15 protein-coding genes are annotated in these 17,344 nt (G+C 69.8%); 8 read left to right on the top strand and 7 right to left on the bottom strand.

Translation table 11 applies throughout. The features are described from left to right. Positions 1-88 precede the first annotated feature (88 nt). A complete protein-coding gene (locus tag AB0I10_RS08715; RefSeq protein ID WP_363151618.1) occupies positions 89-1,399 on the top strand; it encodes a hypothetical protein in 1,311 nt (436 codons plus the stop codon). Between the two features lie 198 nt (positions 1,400-1,597). Next, a complete protein-coding gene (locus tag AB0I10_RS08710; RefSeq protein WP_363151617.1) occupies positions 1,598-2,446 on the top strand; it encodes a hypothetical protein in 849 nt (282 codons plus the stop codon). On the opposite strand, the gene AB0I10_RS08705 is transcribed toward AB0I10_RS08710, so the two are convergent. The 5 genes from AB0I10_RS08705 to AB0I10_RS08685 form a co-directional block, all read right to left on the bottom strand. Then, positions 2,430-3,206 carry a succinate dehydrogenase iron-sulfur subunit gene (locus AB0I10_RS08705; protein ID WP_363151616.1) on the bottom strand — a complete coding sequence of 259 codons (777 nt, stop codon included), beginning with the start codon at positions 3,204-3,206 and terminating at the stop codon, positions 2,430-2,432. The genes AB0I10_RS08710 and AB0I10_RS08705 overlap by 17 nt on opposite strands. Next, positions 3,206-4,966, bottom strand: a complete 1,761-nt coding sequence (gene sdhA, locus AB0I10_RS08700) for a succinate dehydrogenase flavoprotein subunit (protein WP_363151615.1) — start codon at positions 4,964-4,966, stop codon at positions 3,206-3,208. Before sdhA ends, AB0I10_RS08705 begins: the two co-directional genes overlap by 1 nt. A gap of 25 nt (positions 4,967-4,991) precedes the next feature. Beyond that, positions 4,992-5,459: a succinate dehydrogenase hydrophobic membrane anchor subunit gene (locus AB0I10_RS08695; RefSeq protein ID WP_363151614.1), complete on the bottom strand. Its 468-nt coding sequence runs from the start codon at positions 5,457-5,459 to the stop codon at positions 4,992-4,994. A 9-nt stretch (positions 5,460-5,468) separates the two neighbouring features. Then, positions 5,469-5,849 carry a succinate dehydrogenase, cytochrome b556 subunit gene (sdhC, locus tag AB0I10_RS08690; RefSeq protein ID WP_363151613.1) on the bottom strand — a complete coding sequence of 127 codons (381 nt, stop codon included), beginning with the start codon at positions 5,847-5,849 and terminating at the stop codon, positions 5,469-5,471. Between the two features lie 228 nt (positions 5,850-6,077). Beyond that, positions 6,078-6,602 (bottom strand): 2-oxo-4-hydroxy-4-carboxy-5-ureidoimidazoline decarboxylase, encoded by a 525-nt coding sequence (locus AB0I10_RS08685; protein ID WP_363151760.1) that lies wholly within the window; start codon positions 6,600-6,602, stop codon positions 6,078-6,080. A 475-nt stretch (positions 6,603-7,077) separates the two neighbouring features. On the opposite strand from AB0I10_RS08685, the gene AB0I10_RS08680 reads away from it, so the two are divergent. The 3 genes from AB0I10_RS08680 to AB0I10_RS08670 all read left to right on the top strand — a co-directional run bounded on the left by AB0I10_RS08680 (position 7,078) and on the right by AB0I10_RS08670 (position 11,166). Next, a complete protein-coding gene (locus AB0I10_RS08680; protein WP_363151612.1) occupies positions 7,078-8,736 on the top strand; it encodes a glycoside hydrolase family 20 protein in 1,659 nt (552 codons plus the stop codon). Positions 8,737-9,271: 535 nt separating this feature from the next. Then, positions 9,272-10,087 (top strand): RNA polymerase sigma factor, encoded by an 816-nt coding sequence (locus AB0I10_RS08675; protein ID WP_363151611.1) that lies wholly within the window; start codon positions 9,272-9,274, stop codon positions 10,085-10,087. Next, positions 10,087-11,166: a hypothetical protein gene (locus AB0I10_RS08670; protein ID WP_363151610.1), complete on the top strand. Its 1,080-nt coding sequence runs from the start codon at positions 10,087-10,089 to the stop codon at positions 11,164-11,166. The genes AB0I10_RS08675 and AB0I10_RS08670 overlap by 1 nt, the downstream gene beginning before the upstream one ends. 292 nt (positions 11,167-11,458) lie before the next feature. Here the strand turns inward: AB0I10_RS08670 and AB0I10_RS08665 are convergent, their stop codons facing one another. Continuing rightward, entirely contained in the window at positions 11,459-12,313 is an 855-nt protein-coding gene (locus AB0I10_RS08665) for a L,D-transpeptidase family protein (RefSeq protein WP_363151609.1), read from the bottom strand. Between the two features lie 127 nt (positions 12,314-12,440). Between AB0I10_RS08665 and AB0I10_RS08660 the strand changes: the two genes are divergently transcribed. Beyond that, complete coding sequence (locus AB0I10_RS08660; RefSeq protein ID WP_363151608.1) at positions 12,441-14,039, top strand: methylmalonyl-CoA mutase family protein; 1,599 nt, start codon at positions 12,441-12,443, stop codon at positions 14,037-14,039. A 432-nt stretch (positions 14,040-14,471) separates the two neighbouring features. Here AB0I10_RS08660 and AB0I10_RS08655 read toward each other — a convergent pair whose 3' ends face one another. Next, a complete protein-coding gene (locus AB0I10_RS08655; RefSeq protein ID WP_363151607.1) occupies positions 14,472-15,173 on the bottom strand; it encodes a FadR/GntR family transcriptional regulator in 702 nt (233 codons plus the stop codon). Positions 15,174-15,305: 132 nt separating this feature from the next. Between AB0I10_RS08655 and AB0I10_RS08650 the strand changes: the two genes are divergently transcribed. Together AB0I10_RS08650 and AB0I10_RS08645 are read left to right on the top strand one after the other, a co-directional pair. Continuing rightward, positions 15,306-15,821: a gluconokinase gene (locus AB0I10_RS08650; RefSeq protein WP_363151606.1), complete on the top strand. Its 516-nt coding sequence runs from the start codon at positions 15,306-15,308 to the stop codon at positions 15,819-15,821. Positions 15,822-15,941: 120 nt separating this feature from the next. Continuing rightward, positions 15,942-17,339 (top strand): gluconate:H+ symporter, encoded by a 1,398-nt coding sequence (locus AB0I10_RS08645; protein ID WP_363151605.1) that lies wholly within the window; start codon positions 15,942-15,944, stop codon positions 17,337-17,339. Positions 17,340-17,344 lie beyond the last annotated feature (5 nt).

Raw genomic sequence — 17,344 nt, 5'->3', positions numbered from 1 at the left:
CAGCTCAAGGGCCGCGCGGGAGCACCGCGCGGCCCTTCGCTGTCCGCTCGCAGACTGCTTCAACACCTTGCCTGAGGGACGTTTTCGCATGACACGGAATCCGCGCGCCATAACCGCATGCCTGGCCCTTGGAGGTGTGGGGCTGGCGGCGACATTGGTGCGGGTGCTGATGCAGCCCTCGCTGCCGCTGCCGCGTTGGGACCTGCTGGCATGTCTCGCGTTGGCCGTGGCGGGAGTTGCCGCCGCGCTCGTGCTCGTCCGCATGGGGCGGGACCCGGAGCCGGGCGGCATCGGGACGCGGAAGTACTGGTGGCCCGACCAGCGCACAGCGTGGCTGCGTGCCGGGTGCGCCGCCGTGTTCGTCCCGGCGTTCCTGGTGGCCTATGCGGCGATGTCGTACTCGCCCGAAGCGTGGGCCATCGACCGGGCGGGCGGGCGCATCGGCACGGTAGAGGTGCAGAAGGTGCTCTCGTCGGAGTACCACCGGACCAAGAACTCCGGGCACTACAGCATGGAAATCGAGGTCTCCGTGCCGTTCGACAAGGGTGCGGTGACCGCTTGGGGCCAGTTCGACTCCAAGACGCCGGTGGAGCGCGGTGACCAGGTGTGGGCTCTGTACGCGCCGTCGTCGGCGGAGCTCGGTGCCTACGTCGACGGTGACCCGGACGACCTGCGGCAGAGGATCGGCGGGGCGGCGCCGACGGGACTGTGGATCATCATGCTCGGCTGGATCGCGCTGTGGGTGTTCATGGCCAAGATCGGCGGGGCGTCCGCCGGCGCCGCCAGTGGGATACGGCCCGCTATGCGTACGGGGAAAGCCCGCTGGCTCCCGGTCACCGTGCTCGGCGCGGGAGTGGCGCTGGGCCCCACGCCTGCGAAGGGCGAGGCGAACCGGTCGAATCCCCGGGTGCAGGTCGAAGGGTCTCGCGGGCAGCGGCTGGATCTCTTCACGGACCGGGTGGTTGATCCCGTGGAGCTCGACCGGAGCCTGGCCGGCCGTCCGGCGACGCTCTACTGGGCGCGGGATGACCGGACGTCGCGTGCCCACAAGTTCGTCCAGGGGGTCCTGGTCGTGGACGGCGAACGCTATGTCCGGGGCTGGGCGGAAGGCGCCGACGGTTCTCGCCTGCCTTCAGGGAAGTCCGTATCGGCGGGCACGGAACTCCCCGAAGGCGGTGAGCTGCGTGCCGTGTGGACGCGACCGCGATGGCAGGCGGACCTCCAGGCCCGAGGGATGTTGTGGCTGCTGATCGGCTTGCTGGCTCTCCTCGCCATCACGCTCGGTGTCGGAGACGCCGCGACGTTGATGCTTGCCGGGCTCGCCGCGTTTGCGCCACTGGTCGCCCGGGTTGTGGTGAGCCACCACCGCGGCCGTAACCTGCGCAGCCTCCTCCGCTGACGGCCGAAGACCGACGCGCAACGACCGACGCGTAACGATCACCTCCCAACGGCCGCCTCCAACTCCCCACCCCCGCAACCCAATTCACTCCATCCACCACATCCCCGCGTGTCTCCCTTGCAGCAGCCGCCCCATCCACGGATCCTCGTGTGCACGCCGTTCGGGGGAGCGGCGGGCGTATGAACACCGGGGGACGGCGTGCTACGAGTGCACTTCACCGCGCAGGATCTGCTTCGTACGAGAGTGGCCGACGGGGCCGACCCGCTCTGGGAGACCGTGCTGAGCCTGCACAGCCTGCGGGAATGCCGAGCCGAGCCGGCGCTGGCCTCCTGGCGGCAGCATGCGGTGCGGCACGGGCCCGGGCCGTTACGCACCTTGTTGCCGTTGGTGCCGCAGCACGGCTACTTCCCGGACTTTCTCACCCCGTTCGAATCCTCGGACGGCGTCGAGCCCGGTCTTGAGGCCGTGATGAGCACCCCGCGGAAGCGGCTGCGCGCCGAGCTGACCCTGCTGGCCGGGCAGCAGCCGCTGCCGGGCTGGGCGCGCGATATCGCGGACGGGGAACCGGCCGCGCTGCGTCAACTCGCCCGCAGTCTGCGCACGTACCACCATCTCGCGATCGCGCCGGGCTGGCCGCGGATCGCGGAGTCGGTCGGCGCGGACCGGGCGCTGCGGCGGCATGCGCTGGGCGAGTCCGGCGCGGAGGCGATGCTGCGGACGTTCGGGCCGCTGATGCGGTGGCGGCCGCCGGTCCTGGAGGTCGGCTATCCGGTCGACCGGGAACTGCATCTGGCGGGGCGGGGGCTGGTCTTCGTCCCGTCCTATTTCTGCCATGAGGTGCCGGTGGCGCTGGCGGACGGCGAGTTGCCGCCGGTGCTGGTGTATCCGGCGAGGGCACCGGGGGACGCGGAAGGGCCCCGCTTCCGTCTATGGAAGCGAGGCCCTGTCCACACGCACGGCGACCCTCACATGAGGAACCCGCATGGCGAGCAACCACCTCCGCGAGAGCGGCGGCGGTGTGGCCGCAAAGTCAGAACCGGCGCGTGATCAGTGCGCGCTTGACTTCCTGGATCGCCTTCGTGACCTCGATACCGCGCGGGCAGGCGTCCGTGCAGTTGAAGGTCGTACGGCAACGCCAGACGCCGTCCTTGTCGTTGAGGATTTCGAGCCGCTGCTCGCCGCCCTCGTCACGGCTGTCGAAGATGAAGCGGTGCGCGTTGACGATCGCGGCCGGACCGAAGTACTGGCCGTCGTTCCAGAACACCGGGCAGGACGACGTGCACGCGGCGCACAGGATGCACTTGGTGGTGTCGTCGAACCGCTCGCGGTCCTCGGCGCTCTGCCGGCGCTCACGGGTCGGCTCGTTGCCGGTCGTGATCAGGAACGGCATGACGTCGCGGTACGCCTGGAAGAAGGGCTCCATGTCGACGACAAGGTCCTTCAGCACCGTCAGGCCCTTGATGGCCTCGACCGTGATCGGCTTCTGCGGGTTGATGTCCTTGATCAGCGTCTTGCACGCCAGACGGTTCTTGCCGTTGATGCGCATGGCGTCGGAGCCGCAGATGCCGTGGGCGCAGGAACGGCGGAAGGTCAGCGAACCGTCCTGGTCCCACTTGATCTTGTGGAGTGCGTCCAGGACGCGCTCCTTGGGGTCGATCTCCAGCTCGAAGTCCTGCCAGCTGGCGTCCTCCGAGACCTCCGGGTTGAACCGGCGGATCCGGAAGGTGACCGTGATGTACGGGGAGTCGGCGAAGCCGGCCTCGGGCTGGCCGGCCTCGGCCGCCTTGTCCAGAGTCGGGGTGCTCATCAGTACTTACGCTCCATCGGCTGGTAGCGGGTCTGTACGACCGGCTTGTAGTCGAGACGGATCGACTCCGTGCCGTCGTCGCCCACCTCGCGGTACGCCATGGTGTGCCGCATGAAGTTGACGTCGTCGCGGTTGGGGTAGTCCTCGCGGTAGTGACCGCCGCGGGACTCCTTGCGGGCCAGCGCGGACACCGCCATGACCTCGGCCAGGTCGAGCAGGTTGCCCAGCTCGATGGCCTCCAGCAGGTCGGTGTTGAACCGCTTGCCCTTGTCCTGGATGGACACGTTCAGGTAGCGCTCGCGCAGCTCGGCGATCTTCTCGACGGCCGTCTTGATCGTCTGCTCGGTGCGGAACACCATCACATTGGCGTCCATGCACTCCTGGAGCTCCTTGCGCAGCTCCGCCACCCGCTCGGTCCCGGTGGACGTGCGCAGCCGCTCGACCTGGTCGGCGACCAGCTGCGCCGGGTCCTCGGGCAGCTCGACGTAGTCGGCCGTGGCGGAGTACTCGGCCGCCGCGATGCCGGCCCGGCGGCCGAACACGTTGATGTCCAGCAGCGAGTTGGTGCCCAGGCGGTTGGCGCCGTGCACGGAGACGCAGGCGACCTCGCCGGCGGCGTACAGGCCCGGGACGACGGTGGTGTTGTCGGCCAGCACCTCGCCCTCGACGTTGGTCGGGATGCCACCCATGGCGTAGTGCGCGGTCGGCTGGATCGGGATCGGGTCCGTGTAGGGCTCGATGCCGAGGTACGTCCGCGCGAACTCGGTGATGTCGGGCAGCTTGGCGTCCAGCTGCTCCGGCGGCAGGTGCGTCAGGTCCAGGAAGACGTGGTCGCCCTCGGGACCGCAACCGCGGCCCTCGCGGATCTCCGTGTAGATGGAGCGCGAGACGACGTCGCGCGAGGCGAGGTCCTTCATGACCGGCGCGTACTTCTCCATGAAGCGCTCGCCGTCCTTGTTGCGGAGGATGCCGCCCTCACCACGGGCGCCCTCCGTCAGCAGGATGCCCATGCGCCAGATGCCCGTCGGGTGGAACTGGAAGAACTCCATGTCCTCCAGCGGCAGCCCGCGGCGGTAGGCCGCGGCCTGGCCGTCACCGGTCAGGGTGTGCGCGTTGGAGGTCACCTTGAAGAACTTGCCGGTGCCGCCGGACGCGAAGATGATCGCCTTCGCCTGGAAGACGTGGATCTCACCGGTGGCCAGCTCGTACGCGACGACGCCCGCGGACTTCTTCACCCCAGTCTCGGGGTCGTCCTGGAGCAGCAGGTCCAGCACGTAGAACTCGTTGAAGAACTCCACGCCCTCCTTGACGCAGTTCTGGTACAGCGTCTGGAGGATCATGTGGCCGGTGCGGTCCGAGGCGTAGCAGGACCGGCGGACCGGGGCCTCACCGTGGTTACGGGAGTGACCGCCGAAGCGGCGCTGGTCGATCGTGCCGTCCGGCGTGCGGTTGAACGGCAGGCCCATCTTCTCCAGGTCGAGGACCGAGTCGATGGCCTCCTTCGCGAGGATCTCGGCGGCGTCCTGGTCGACCAGGTAGTCGCCGCCCTTGATCGTGTCGAAGGTGTGCCACTCCCAGTTGTCCTCCTCGACGTTCGCGAGGGCGGCGGCCATGCCGCCCTGCGCGGCGCCGGTGTGGGACCGGGTCGGGTAGAGCTTCGTCAGGACCGCGGTGCGGCTGCGCTTCGTCGACTCGATGGCCGCGCGCATGCCCGCACCGCCGGCGCCGACGATGACGGTGTCGTACTTGTGGATCTGCATTGGTCGGTTACCTCAGCCCCGGGGCCTAGCGGATGTTCGGGTCGAAGGTGAAGATCACCAGCGTGCCCAGAAGGACGGTGAACACCGTGGCGGTGTAGAGCAGCATCTTCAGCCAGAAGCGGGTGTTGTCCCGCTGCGCGTAGTCGTTGATGACGGTGCGCAGGCCGTTGGCGCCGTGCAGCATGGCCAGCCACAGCATGACCAGGTCCCAGGCCTGCCAGAACGGCGAGGCCCAGCGGCCGGCCACGAACGCGAAGCCGATCTTGGAGACGCCGCCGTCCAGCACCAGCTGGATCAGCAGGTGCCCCAGGACCAGGACGACCAGCACGATGCCGGACAGCCGCATGAACAGCCAGCCGTACAGCTCGAAGTTGGTGCGCGTGGACTTCGGGGTCTTCTTGGTGCGCTTGCGCGGCGGCTCGATCACGGGAGCCGGGTGGTCCACGTCGTACAGGGACACCGAGTCGTTCACAGGAGTCGTTTCAGCAGACATCTCGCGTCATCAGCTCCCGAACAGCGTGCGCAGGGTGTGCTGCAGCACGGGGTAGAAGGCACCGGCCATCAGCACGACCCAGACGCCGACAACGGTCCAGAGCATCTGCTTCTGGTACTTCGGGCCCTTGGACCAGAAGTCCACCGCGATGACCCGGAGGCCATTGAGCGCGTGGAAGAGGATGGCGGCCACCAGGCCGTACTCCAGCACGTTGACAAGGGGTGTCTTGTAAGTCGCGACGACATCGTCGTAGGCCTCGGGAGAGACACGGACGAGAGCGGTGTCGAGGACGTGTACGAACAGGAAGAAGAAGATGAGGACGCCAGTGACTCGATGAGCCACCCAGGACCACATGCCTTCCCGGCCGCGGTACAGCGTTCCAGCCGGCACGGAAAAACCCTCCGGGAGCGGGGATTGGGGCCTGCCGGCTTCTCTGTCGGTCACGACCCGGCCGGGTACGGTCCACCGGCCCTGGCCATCGTAGCGACGCGGTGTCGGTTCCTCCCGCCGGGGTCCTTAGGTGTGATCAAACAGGCACCAACGGGCTATCACACAAGCACGAAACAGACGTTTACGGGAGGCAAGCCGCGAGTCGAGCGGCCGAGGTGGGTGCCGGGGCTACGGGAGGCAGGCCGCGAGCCGCGCGAGCCGGCCGCGGGCCAGCCGGCGCAGTTCCTCCGCGGTGACCGCCCGCTCCTCGTCCGGTGCGTTGCCCAGCCGGGTGCGGATGCCGGACAGCACATGGTCCAGCAGCTCGCCGTCGGGGCAGCTGTCCAGGCAGATCACGAAGACATGGCGGAAGCGCCGCTCGTATTCGGCGTGCGCGGCGCGCAGGGCGGTGTGCGCGGCGAGGGTGCCGAGGCCGCGGGCGCCGGCGAGCGGGGGAGGCGAGGCGGACTCCTGGGCGAGGGCCTCGTCCAACTCGGCCGGGGTGAGGTCGTAACAGGCCTCGTCGGACGCGGCGGCCAGCGATTCCAGGTCGGGATAGGGGCGGTGCGCGGCGATCCGCTCGGCCCAGCGGCGGCTGCCGCAGCAGCTCAGCAGCGCGGCCACGGTGTCGTCCTGCGCGAGGGAGTTGAAGCGGTCGAGCCCGACGCAGCCGGGAGGCCCATGTGGCGGAACGATCCGGCTCTGGGAAGGTATGCCGCACCGCGGGGAATGCGACAGATGCAGCGTCGTCGGCCTGGCGGCCGGGTTGTCACCGGACAGCGTGGGCTCCTCGGACGGATGCGAATGGATCTTTTCGGCGGCTGCGGGGCGGGTCGGCGGGTGCGGGACGGGCTGCTGACGGAAGCTGGACGGTAAGCCGGACGGAAACGGATGAAAGTTGACGGAATCGGATGAAATCTGACGAGGCCGGACGGGTGCCCAGCGGCCGTGAACCGGAGGCGGGTGCGGCGGTGGTGGCGCGGACGAGGCGGCACCCCGGCGGAACACCGGCGGTCCGGACCCCTGGGAAGGGGGTGACGGATGGCGAGGCCACGTTAACGACGCTTGTCGACCACTGTCCGACGGATGCGCGAATTTCACCCGGATGAGAGAGCTTTCGCGCGCTTAGTGGACGACTCGCTCGCGCGCACCTGGCAATGCCTTCGCCCAGAAAAGTGAGGATTGCACGATGTCGTATCCGAAGGGCCCGGCGAACTGGGCCGCGCTGCTGGCCGCGGCCCTGGCCGTCGCGTCGGCGCTCACCGGCTGTTCGGACGCCGCCGACACGCGGCCCCCCGGCAGTCCCGGCGCCTCGGCCACACCGGCCGCCGCCCCCACCCCCACCTGGGCCGCGGTCACCGGACCGCCCCGCACCGTCCCGGCCGTACGGGCCTTCCGCCCGGCCGACGGACGCGGCTGGCGCCCGTCCAAGGGGGCCCGGGTCGTGGTCCCGGCCGGCGCCAAGAGCGCCGTCGCCGACGAGGCGCAGCTGCTGGCCCGGGACCTGGGCGGGCTGCCGGTCGTATGGGGCAAGCAGGCCGTACGGCCAGGGGATGTCGAGCTGAAGCTGACGGGGAAGACCGCGGCGGGACGGCCGAACAACGCACCGGCCCGCAACACCGCCGACGAGGCCTACACCCTCACCGCCCGCAACACCCGCCTCACCCTCACGGCGCCCACCGACGCCGGCGTCTTCTACGGCACCCGCACCGTCAAGCAGGCGGTACGCGCCGCCGGCGGGCTTCCCGAGGGCACCATCGAGGACCGGCCGGGCCGTCCACAGCGCGGCATGATGCTGGACAACGCCCGCAAGCCCTTCAGCGCGGACTGGATCGAGGCCCGCATCCGGGAGCTCGGCGACCTCAAGCTCAACCAGCTCCAGCTGCACTTCTCCGACGACCAGGGCTTCCGCATCCAGAGCGACACCCACCCGGAGATCGTCTCCGCGGACCACCTCACCAAGGACCAGGTCCGCCATCTGGTGCGGGTGGCCAGGAGCCGGCATATCGCCGTCATCCCGGAGATCGACTCGCCGGGCCACCTGGGCGCCGTACTGGAGCACTACCCCGACCTCCAGTTGCGGAACGCGCAGGGCAGCCCGGTGCGCGGCGCGATCGACATCTCGAAGCCCAAGGCCGCCGAGCTGGTCGATTCGCTGCTGCGCGAGTACGCGGCGCTGTTCACCAACCCCAAGGGCGCCCCCGCGTACTGGCACCTGGGCGGCGACGAGTACCAGGCGCTGATGTCCAGCAACCCGGAGGCGCGGTATCCGCAGCTCGCGCAGGCCGCACGGGAGAAGTACGGGCCGAACGGCAGCATCGAGGACCTGGCGACCGGCTGGCTCAACGACCGGGAGAAGACCGTGCGGGCGGCGGGCAAGAACCGCATCGAGGCATGGAACGACGGGTTCTTCGCCGACGGGCAGGTGCAGGCGGACAAGGACCGTGTCGCCGACTACTGGACCGGCAAGGAGATCGGGGCGCGCGACCCGGCGGCGTATCTGGACGAGGGCCGCACGGTGATGAACTTCAACGACGAGTACCTGTACTACGTGCTCGGCGAGCCCAATGAGTTCACCTATCCGACCGGCGAGCGGATCTACCGCAGCTGGACGCCGCGGGTGCTGCGCGGCACCGCGCCGGTGTCGGTGCCCGAGAGCCAGACCGGCCCGGCCCGGATTCCGGGGGCGCGGTTCGCGATCTGGTGCGATCTGGCCGGTTCGCAGACGCCGCAGCAGGTTGCGGCCGGTATCCGGATGCCGCTCGCGGCGCTGGCGCAGAAGACCTGGGACCCGCGGCCGCCGGCCATGTCCTGGACGGACTTCAAGGCGCTGGCCGACCGGGTGTGACGGCGGGCGTGCGGTAGGCGTGTCGTACGACACGCGAGACACGCGGGCGAACGAGGACGGCCGGGGCCGCCACCCCCCACAGGAGAGGCCCCGGCCGTCGTTCGCGGAGGACCCGTCAAGGCCCTCTATTCGATACAGCGCCGGACGGCCCGAAAGCGTCACACGGGGTACGGGCCGGCGCACGGCCAGTGCTCTGGACGCGGGCCGGGCCAGGCCCGTAACGTGCGGGTTCGCGCCGGTAGGCGTGCTGGTCGGACCGGTTCGACGAGGCGGGAAGCGCCGTGTTGTGCCGGTTTGCCGGTTGGTCGGTGCCGGGGCGTCGGAGAATTCGTTGATCGCTCCGTGCGAGGGCCCGGGTTCGGAGAGTGCGCGTACACGGGTTACCGTCAGCAGGGACACGTCGGGTTACCGAAGGTTTCCCGACGCGCCGCGGCGCAGAGCTGGGGGAGCGGCGGCGGTCAGAAGAGCAGCCGAGTGAACCAAGAAAGCAGCAAGGACCGGGCGGCGGACATTCCGCGTGCGACAGGATGGACCCGTGCGAGGGGACGACATTCAGCCGGACGACAGTCGGCTGACGGTTGCCGTGCAGGCGGCGCAGAACGGTGATGAGGCGGCGTTCCGTACCGTCTACCGCGCCGTGCATCCCCGACTTCTCGGATATGTACGGACCTTGGTGGGCGAACCGGACGCCGAGGATGTCGCGTCCGAAGCCTGGCTGCAGATCACCCGCGACCTCGCCCGCTTCAGCGGCGACGCCGACCGGTTCCGCGGCTGGGCCGCCCGTATCGCCCGCAACCGAGCCCTGGACCACATCCGGATGCGCGGCCGCCGCCCCGTGATCGGCGGCGACGAGAGCGAACTCGCCGACACCCCCAGCACGTCCGACACCGTGGGCGAGGCGATGGAAGCCCTCGGCACCGGCCACACCTTCCGCCTGATATCCGGGCTCCCGCAGGACCAGGCCGAGGCCGTGGTGCTGCGGGTGGTCGTCGGACTCGACGCCAAGAGCGCGGCGCAGGTACTGGGCAAACGGCCCGGCGCGGTGCGCACCGCGGCGCACCGGGGACTGCGACGGCTGGCCGAGCTGATAGCCGACGATCCCGGCATCGGCGCGGCCCGGAGCCCGGACGACGATGAGAACAGCAGCGCCGGACGAGGGCGGCCAGTTGTCGCCGACGGTGCGGAGCAGAGCGCGGACACCCCCGCCGACCAGCCCGAAGAGGGCGGCCGCAAGGGTGGTGGAACGATAGACGGGGTGCCCGCCCAGGGCCGAAGACGCCGCGACGGCGTGGCGGAATCGTACTCACCGGGTGTGACGGAAACGGCCGCACGAACGCAGAAGGACATGTGATGGCCGACGACCCGTACAACTGGCTCGACAAGGACGCTGCGGAGCGGATGCTGCGCGGTGACCCGGCCGGGCCCCGGGACGGTGTCGGCGCACGCGAACTCGAACAGCTGCTGGAGGCCGCCAAGGCCGTCGGCGGGGGCGCCCCCGGGACCACCGAGCTCCCCGGCGAAGAGGCCGCGATAGCCGCCTTCCGCCGCGCGCACCACGGCACCGGCGCCTGGCCGCGCAACCGTGCCACCGGCGACCGGGTCTCCGCGGTGAGCACCACCCGCTCCGGCGGCATCGCCGAACGCGCCCGCCTCGGGCGCCCCTTTCGGCGAGGATTCGCGGTCGCGCTGACGGTCTGCGCGATCGGCGGCGTCGCCGTCGCGGCCGGTACCGGCATGCTGCCCCCATTCGAAGGCGACGGCCCCGAGCCCGAGCCCGGCTCCAGCGTCTCCGCCGCCGAAACCCCGGGAACGTTCGAAAGCAAGCAGCCGGACGGGGGGAGCGCGGGCGTGACACCCCAGTCTCCCGACGCGACCCCGGGCCAGGGCACCACCGGTCCCACGACGCCGGGCGGCGGGCACAGCGGCAGCCAGAGACCGGGGGACGGCACCCAGGGCGGCGACCCCGGTCACGAGAACACCGTCGCCGGCGGATCCGGTGACGACGGGAAATCCCGCCCCGACGACGGCGACCGCAAGAAGCTCCTCCTTGCGCTGTGTCACAACTACCAGTCCGGCAAGCAGGACAGCATGGACCGCGACATGCTCCGCCGCCTGGAGCACGCAGCCGGCGGCCGCGACAAGGTGCGCGCCTTCTGCCGCAAGTACCTGGCCTCCAACGAGAACGGCGGCGGCTCGGGCGGCGACGACGGCTACGGCGGCGGATCCGGCGGCTCGGGCCACGGCGGCAGCGGCGGCAACGGGAACGGGAACGGCAACGGCCAAGGCGGTGGCGACGGGGACGACGACGCTGACCCGGCCGTGTCACTGAGCCCGTCCCCCGGCGCATCCACCCCTGCACCCGCCCCCACCGCGACCCCTTCCACCCCCGGAAGCACCACCCCGAGCCCGGCCCCAACCGGCCAGGTGTGACGTTTTTTGAGCCAGTGACGCAGTAGAGATTGAAGCCGACTGGTCATCGGCTGCGCTGGAGCCGGGGTCCCCCCCGTACCTACGGTTCCGCGCACTCGGCGCGGGCGGGGCACGTTCCCCCGGCCCTGCCCGCGCCCCCTTCTTTTGCGCCTAAACCGGCGCCGCACCTTTTTGCGCCTAAACCGGCGCCGCTCTCGCGGAGGTGGCTGGTGTGGGTGGGGGTTGCTCAATTTTCGCTTCGGTCAGAGATTTGGGGCGGAGCGGGGAGATGGGAATCTGCCGGCGGAATCCGCTAGTGATAGATGACCACCTTCGTGCCCTTCCTCGCCTGTGCGAAGACGGCGGCGATCTTCCCCTCATCCCTTACGTTCACGCAGCCGTGTGACGCGCCCGAATAGCCCCGGGCTGCGAAGTCCTTCGAATAGTGGACCGCCTGGCCGCCGCTGAAGAACATCGCATACGGCATCGCCGAGTGGTAAATCGTCGAGACGTGGTGCCGACTCTTGAACGTAATGGCGAAGGTGCCCTCACGGGTCGGGGTGTACTGCGAGCCGAAGCGGACGTCCATTGCCGAGACGATCTTTCCGTTGACCATCCAGGCGAGGGTGCCGCTCTTCTTGCTTATGCAGATCACCCGGCCCCTCATGCAGCGTGGGTCCGGGGTGTCCAGCGGCTTCGTGGTGGGTGGGTGGAGCTGGATGTGCGACGGCCGGCGGGTGCGGGAGAGCAGGGCGCTCCAGGTGGTGGGCCGTACGGTGCCGGTGCGCGGTTCACCCTGTTGTTTCTGGAATGCCCGGACGGCGGCGGCCGTGACCGAGGCGTAGTAGCCCGTCGGGGACCGGTCGAAGAGGCCGAGTTGGGCCAGTCGGGCCTGGAGTTCGCGCACCTGGGCGCCCCGGGAGCCGTAAGCCATGACCGGCTGAGCGGGATGGTGGGGGCGGCGGGCTTGCCTCGTGGGGGACGAGGGCTTGGTGCCGGCTTGCGGTGGGTGCTGGGCGGCGCCTGCCGTTGGGGCCTGGGGGGCGGCCTTGCCCTCCGCGTTCCCGGCGCCTGTGACGGTCACCGGGCGGCAGCCGACGCCGGCCGCCAGTACCGCCGCCACCAGCAGCGCCGTACCCGCCGCGGGTCTTCCGCTCCTCCGTCGCATGTCCCACCCCCGGGATTCACCGGTGTCACAGCCACCGTTGATGCTTCCCAGCGCTGCGGGGTGGCGAACCTGCGGGCATCCTGTGAGCAAGGCGTAATCCCCGTCACCCAGTGGGAGGCGTACACCCATGGCGCGCGAGTCGGGCAGTGTGCGGTACAACGAGAGCGGCCTGCCCATCGAGCCCGTCTACGGGCCGGAGGCGCTGGACGGCTGGGATCCGGAGCGCCGGCTCGGCGCCCCGGGGGCCTACCCCTTCACCCGCGGGGTGTATCCGTCGATGTACACCGGTCGGCCCTGGACGATGCGCCAGTACGCGGGCTTCGGCACCGCGCGCGAGTCCAACGCCCGCTACCGGCAGCTGATCGCCCATGGCACGACCGGCCTCTCGGTCGCCTTCGACCTGCCGACGCAGATGGGCCACGACTCGGACAAGCCGATCGCGGCGGGTGAGGTCGGCAAGGTCGGGGTGGCCATCGACTCCGCCGAGGACATGCGGGTGCTTTTCGGCGGCATTCCGTTGCACAAGGTCTCCACATCCATGACGATCAATGCCCCGGCCGCTCTGCTGCTTCTCCTGTACCAACTGGTCGGTGAGGAAGAAGGAGTGGCGCCCGGTCAGTTGACCGGGACAATCCAGAACGACGTACTGAAGGAGTACATCGCGCGTGGGACGTATATCTTCCCGCCCAAGCCTTCCCTGCGGCTGATCGCCGACATCTTCAAGTACTGCCGCGCCGAGATCCCCAAGTGGAACACCATCTCGATCTCCGGCTACCACATGGCCGAGGCCGGCGCCTCGCCCGCACAGGAAATCGCTTTCACCCTCGCCAATGGCGTGGAGTACGTCCGGACCGCAGTCGCCGCCGGTATGGAAGTGGACGACTTCGCCCCGCGCCTCTCCTTCTTCTTCGTCTCCCGTACAACACTCCTCGAAGAAGTCGCCAAATTCCGTGCTGCGCGAAGGATTTGGGCCCGAGTGATGAAGGAGGAGTTCGGCGCCCGGAATCCCAAATCGCTCATGCTGCGCTTTCATACGCAGACCGCGGGAGTCCAGCTCACCGCCCAGCAGCCGGAGGTGAATCTGGTCCGGGTGGCCGTCCAGGGACTGGCCGCGGTGCTCGGCGGCACGCAGTCGCTGCACACCAATTCCTTCGACGAGGCCATCGCACTGCCGACGGACAAAGCGGCCCGGCTCGCGCTGCGTACGCAGCAGGTGCTCGCGTACGAGACCGATGTCACCGCCACCGTCGACCCGTTCGCCGGGTCCTATGCCGTCGAGTCGATGACGGACGAGGTGGAGGCTGCGGCCCTCGAACTCATGGGCCGCGTGGAGGATATGGGCGGTGCGGTGGCCGCCATCGAACGGGGCTTCCAGAAGGGCGAGATCGAGCGCAACGCGTACCGCATCGCACAGGAGACGGATGCCGCCGAACGCGTCGTGGTCGGCGTCAACCGTTTCCAGCTGGACGAGGAGGAGCCCTACGAGCCGCTGCGGGTCGACCCGGCGATCGAGGCGCAGCAGGTCGAGCGGCTGGCCGTACTGCGGGACCGTCGCAACGGGAGGGTGGTGGCCACCGAACTGGACGCGTTGAAGAAGGCCGCCGAGGGCAGCGGCAATGTCCTGTACCCGATGAGAGAGGCACTACGGGCGAGGGCCACCGTGGGCGAGGTGTGTGATGCGTTGCGTGAGGTGTGGGGGACGTATGTGCCTACGGATGCGTTCTAGCTGCGCTGGGCTTGGGCCGACGGGGTTCGGTGCGTTGCCGGGTGCGGCGCTGTTGTGGCTGGTGTGGGCTGTTGCCGCTGCGCGGGGCTGTTCGGCCGCGGTGCCGGACCTCCGGACTTCGTCCTGCGGTCCGGCCCCTCCCGTGGGTGGGTGGTGAAAAGACGGTGGTGGCGTGCGCCGTCGTGACAGCTCTCCTGAAAACGGGGCCTTCAGACCACGAGCAGCAGGCGGCGACGAAGGCGCGCCCCCACTCGCCTTCCCTTCCCACCACAACGGGAGGTGACGGGCCGCAGGACGGAGTCCGGAGGCCCGTCACCGCACCCGACAGCCCCGCGCAGCGGCCTCGCCCGCCGCAGGCGACACGGCGAGAAACCCCCACGGCGGGTCAGCCGAAAACGGCGGGAACCAAGACGGCCCAAGCCAAGCGCAGCGTCACGGCGCCAGTACGTCCAGTTCGGCCATGGCGCCTGCCGTGATCTCCCGGGTCAGTCGCTCCGCGCGCTCCGCGTCGCCGGTGCGTACCGCCTCCGCGACCTGGACGTGCAGGGTGACCGCGGCGGGGTCGGGGTCGGTGAACATCACATGGTGCTGGGTGCGGCCGGTCAGCACGGCCGCGACCACATCGCCGAGCCTGGCGAACATCTCATTGCCGGAGGCGCTGAGCACCACCCGGTGGAAGGCCGTGTCATGCACGAGATAGGCGTCGAGCTGCTGGCCGCGTGAGGTGGCCACCATCCCCATGGCGTGTTCGGTGAGCTCGGCACACTGCTCGGGGGTGGCATGGGTGGCGGCGAGGCCCGCCGCGACCGGTTCGACGGCCGAGCGCAGCACGGTCAGCGACCGCAGCTGCCGGGGGCGGTCCCGGCCGGCCAGCCGCCAGCCGATCACCCGCGGGTCGTAGACGTTCCACTCCTCGGTCGGGCGGACGGTCACCCCGACCCGGCGCCGGGAAGCGACCAGCTGCATGGACTCCAGTACCCGGATCGCCTCGCGGATGACCGTGCGGGAGACGTCGAAGCGCCGCTCCAGCTCGTCCGTACGCAGGATCGTGCCCGGAGGGTAGTCGCCCGCGGTGATCGCGGGCCCCAGGGACTCCAGCACGCGGGCGTGCAGCCCCTTCCCCTCGTTTTCCATGGGCCAAGCCTACGTTCCTGCCGACCCGAGCAATAAGTATGACGTTTGCATCACAGCCTCTTGAATACGTCGTACCTAATGGGTTTCAGTGGGGCGACGCACGAGGTCGATGGAGACAGCGAGGTAAACGGGATGCGCACCCCCCAGGTCATCGTCGTGATGGGAGTCGCCGGCACCGGCAAGACGACGATCGGCCCGCTCGTGGCCGCCGAACTCGGCGTCCCGTACGCCGAGGGCGACGACTTCCACCCGCCGGCCAACATCGCCAAGATGTCGGCGGGCACCCCGCTGGACGACAACGACCGCGGCCCCTGGCTCGACGCGATCGGCGCCTGGGCGCACGACCGGGCCGGCCGCGGCGGCGTCGTCAGCAGCTCCGCCCTCAAGCGCGCCTACCGCGACCGGCTGCGCGCGGCCGCGCCCGGAATCGTCTTCCTGCACCTCACCGGCGACCGCGCGCTGATCGAGGAGCGCATGGCCGAGCGCAAGGGCCACTTCATGCCGACCGCCCTGCTGGACTCCCAGTTCGCCACGCTCGAACCGCTCGGCACCGACGAGGCGGGCGTCGCGGCGGATGTCTCCGGTACGCCGCAGCAGATCGCCGAACGGGCGGTCGCCGCGCTGCGCCGGCGGGAGTCGGCCGGCTAGTCGGACAGCGGCCCGGCCCGGCGACCGTACGGGCCGGGCGGCAAGGCCGGATCCCCTGAAGCCCCACCCCCCACCAGCACCACCTTCCTTTCCCCTTCCCCTCCGAACAAGGGAATCGCCGTGACACATCTCAGCGTCGAGATGCTCGCAGCGGATGCGGCCGAGCCCATCACCTCGGCCGGTCATGCGCAGCTGGGCATCGCCGTCCTGGCCGGCATCGCCGTCATCGTCCTGCTCATCAGCAAGTTCAAGCTCCATGCCTTTCTGTCGTTGATCATCGGCTCGCTGGTGCTCGGCGCGATCGCCGGCGCGCCCCTCGACAAGGCGATAGCCAGCTTCTCGACCGGCCTCGGCACCACGGTCGCCGGCACCGGCGTACTGATCGCGCTCGGCGCCGTCCTCGGCAAGCTGCTCGCCGACTCCGGCGGCGCGGACCAGATCGTCGACACGATCCTGGCGAAGGCGGGAGGGAGGGCGATGCCCTGGGCCATGGTGCTGATCGCCGGCATCGTCGGGCTGCCCATCTTCTTCGAGGTGGGGATCGTCCTCCTCATCCCCGTCGTCCTGCTGGTCGCCAAGCGCGGCAATTTCTCCCTGATGCGGATCGGCATCCCGGCGCTGGCCGGACTCTCCGTCATGCACGGTCTGATCCCACCGCACCCGGGCCCGCTCGTCGCCATCGACGCGGTCGGCGCGAACCTCGGTATCACCCTCGCGCTGGGCGTAGTTGTCGCCATCCCGACCGCGATCATCGCGGGCCCGGTCTTCTCCCGTTACGCCGCCCGCTGGGTGGACATCCAGCCGCCGGAGAAGCTGGTCCCCGAGCGCGCCTCCGACGACCTTGAAAAGCGCCCCGGCTTCGGCATCACCGTCGCGACCGTCCTCCTCCCGGTCGTGATGATGCTGGCCAAGGCGCTGGTGGACATCGTCATCGACGACCCGGAGAACGCCACCCAGAGAGTTTTCGACGTCGTCGGCTCGCCGCTGATCGCGCTGCTCACCGCCGTCATCGTCGCGATGTTCACGCTCGGCCGGGCGGCCGGCTTCACCAAGGGCCGGATCGCCACCACCGTCGAGAAGTCGCTCGGCCCGATCGCCGGTGTGCTGCTGATCGTCGGCGCGGGCGGTGGCTTCAAGCAGACGCTGGTGGACGCGGGCGTCGGCCAGATGATCCTGGAGATCTCCAAGGACTGGAACATCTCCACCCTGCTGCTGGCCTGGCTGATCGCGGTCGCCATCCGCCTCGCGACCGGCTCCGCCACGGTGGCCACCATCTCCGCCGCCGGCCTGGTCGCCCCGCTCGCCGCCGATATGAGCCCCACACACGGAGCCCTGCTGGTCCTGGCCATCGGCTCCGGCTCGCTGTTCTTCAGCCACGTCAACGACGCCGGCTTCTGGATGGTCAAGGAGTACTTCGGCATGAACGTCGGCCAGACGCTCAAGACCTGGTCGGTGATGGAGACGCTGATCTCGGTCGTCGGGATCGGGTGCGTGCTGCTGCTGTCGTTGGTCCTGTAGGCAAC

Origin of the sequence: Streptomyces sp. NPDC050636 (assembly GCF_040654775.1) — a bacterium.
Classification (GTDB): domain Bacteria; phylum Actinomycetota; class Actinomycetes; order Streptomycetales; family Streptomycetaceae; genus Streptomyces.
The sequence above is the reverse complement of the archived record's forward strand: the minus strand, read 5'-3'. Positions and strand labels throughout refer to the sequence as shown.

Excerpts from the sequence above, each read along its gene's own strand:
- sdhA (WP_363151615.1), bottom strand. The coding sequence starts at position 4,966 with ATGCAGATCCACAAGTACGACACCGTCATCGTCGGCGCCGGCGGTGCG.
- AB0I10_RS08695 (WP_363151614.1), bottom strand. The coding sequence starts at position 5,459 with ATGTCTGCTGAAACGACTCCTGTGAACGACTCGGTGTCCCTGTACGAC.
- AB0I10_RS08655 (WP_363151607.1), bottom strand. The coding sequence starts at position 15,173 with ATGGAAAACGAGGGGAAGGGGCTGCACGCCCGCGTGCTGGAGTCCCTG.
- AB0I10_RS08680 (WP_363151612.1), top strand. The coding sequence starts at position 7,078 with ATGTCGTATCCGAAGGGCCCGGCGAACTGGGCCGCGCTGCTGGCCGCG.
- AB0I10_RS08715 (WP_363151618.1), top strand. The coding sequence starts at position 89 with ATGACACGGAATCCGCGCGCCATAACCGCATGCCTGGCCCTTGGAGGT.
- AB0I10_RS08650 (WP_363151606.1), top strand. The coding sequence starts at position 15,306 with ATGCGCACCCCCCAGGTCATCGTCGTGATGGGAGTCGCCGGCACCGGC.
- AB0I10_RS08665 (WP_363151609.1), bottom strand. The coding sequence starts at position 12,313 with ATGCGACGGAGGAGCGGAAGACCCGCGGCGGGTACGGCGCTGCTGGTG.
- AB0I10_RS08705 (WP_363151616.1), bottom strand. The coding sequence starts at position 3,206 with ATGAGCACCCCGACTCTGGACAAGGCGGCCGAGGCCGGCCAGCCCGAG.
- AB0I10_RS08670 (WP_363151610.1), top strand. The coding sequence starts at position 10,087 with ATGGCCGACGACCCGTACAACTGGCTCGACAAGGACGCTGCGGAGCGG.
- AB0I10_RS08660 (WP_363151608.1), top strand. The coding sequence starts at position 12,441 with ATGGCGCGCGAGTCGGGCAGTGTGCGGTACAACGAGAGCGGCCTGCCC.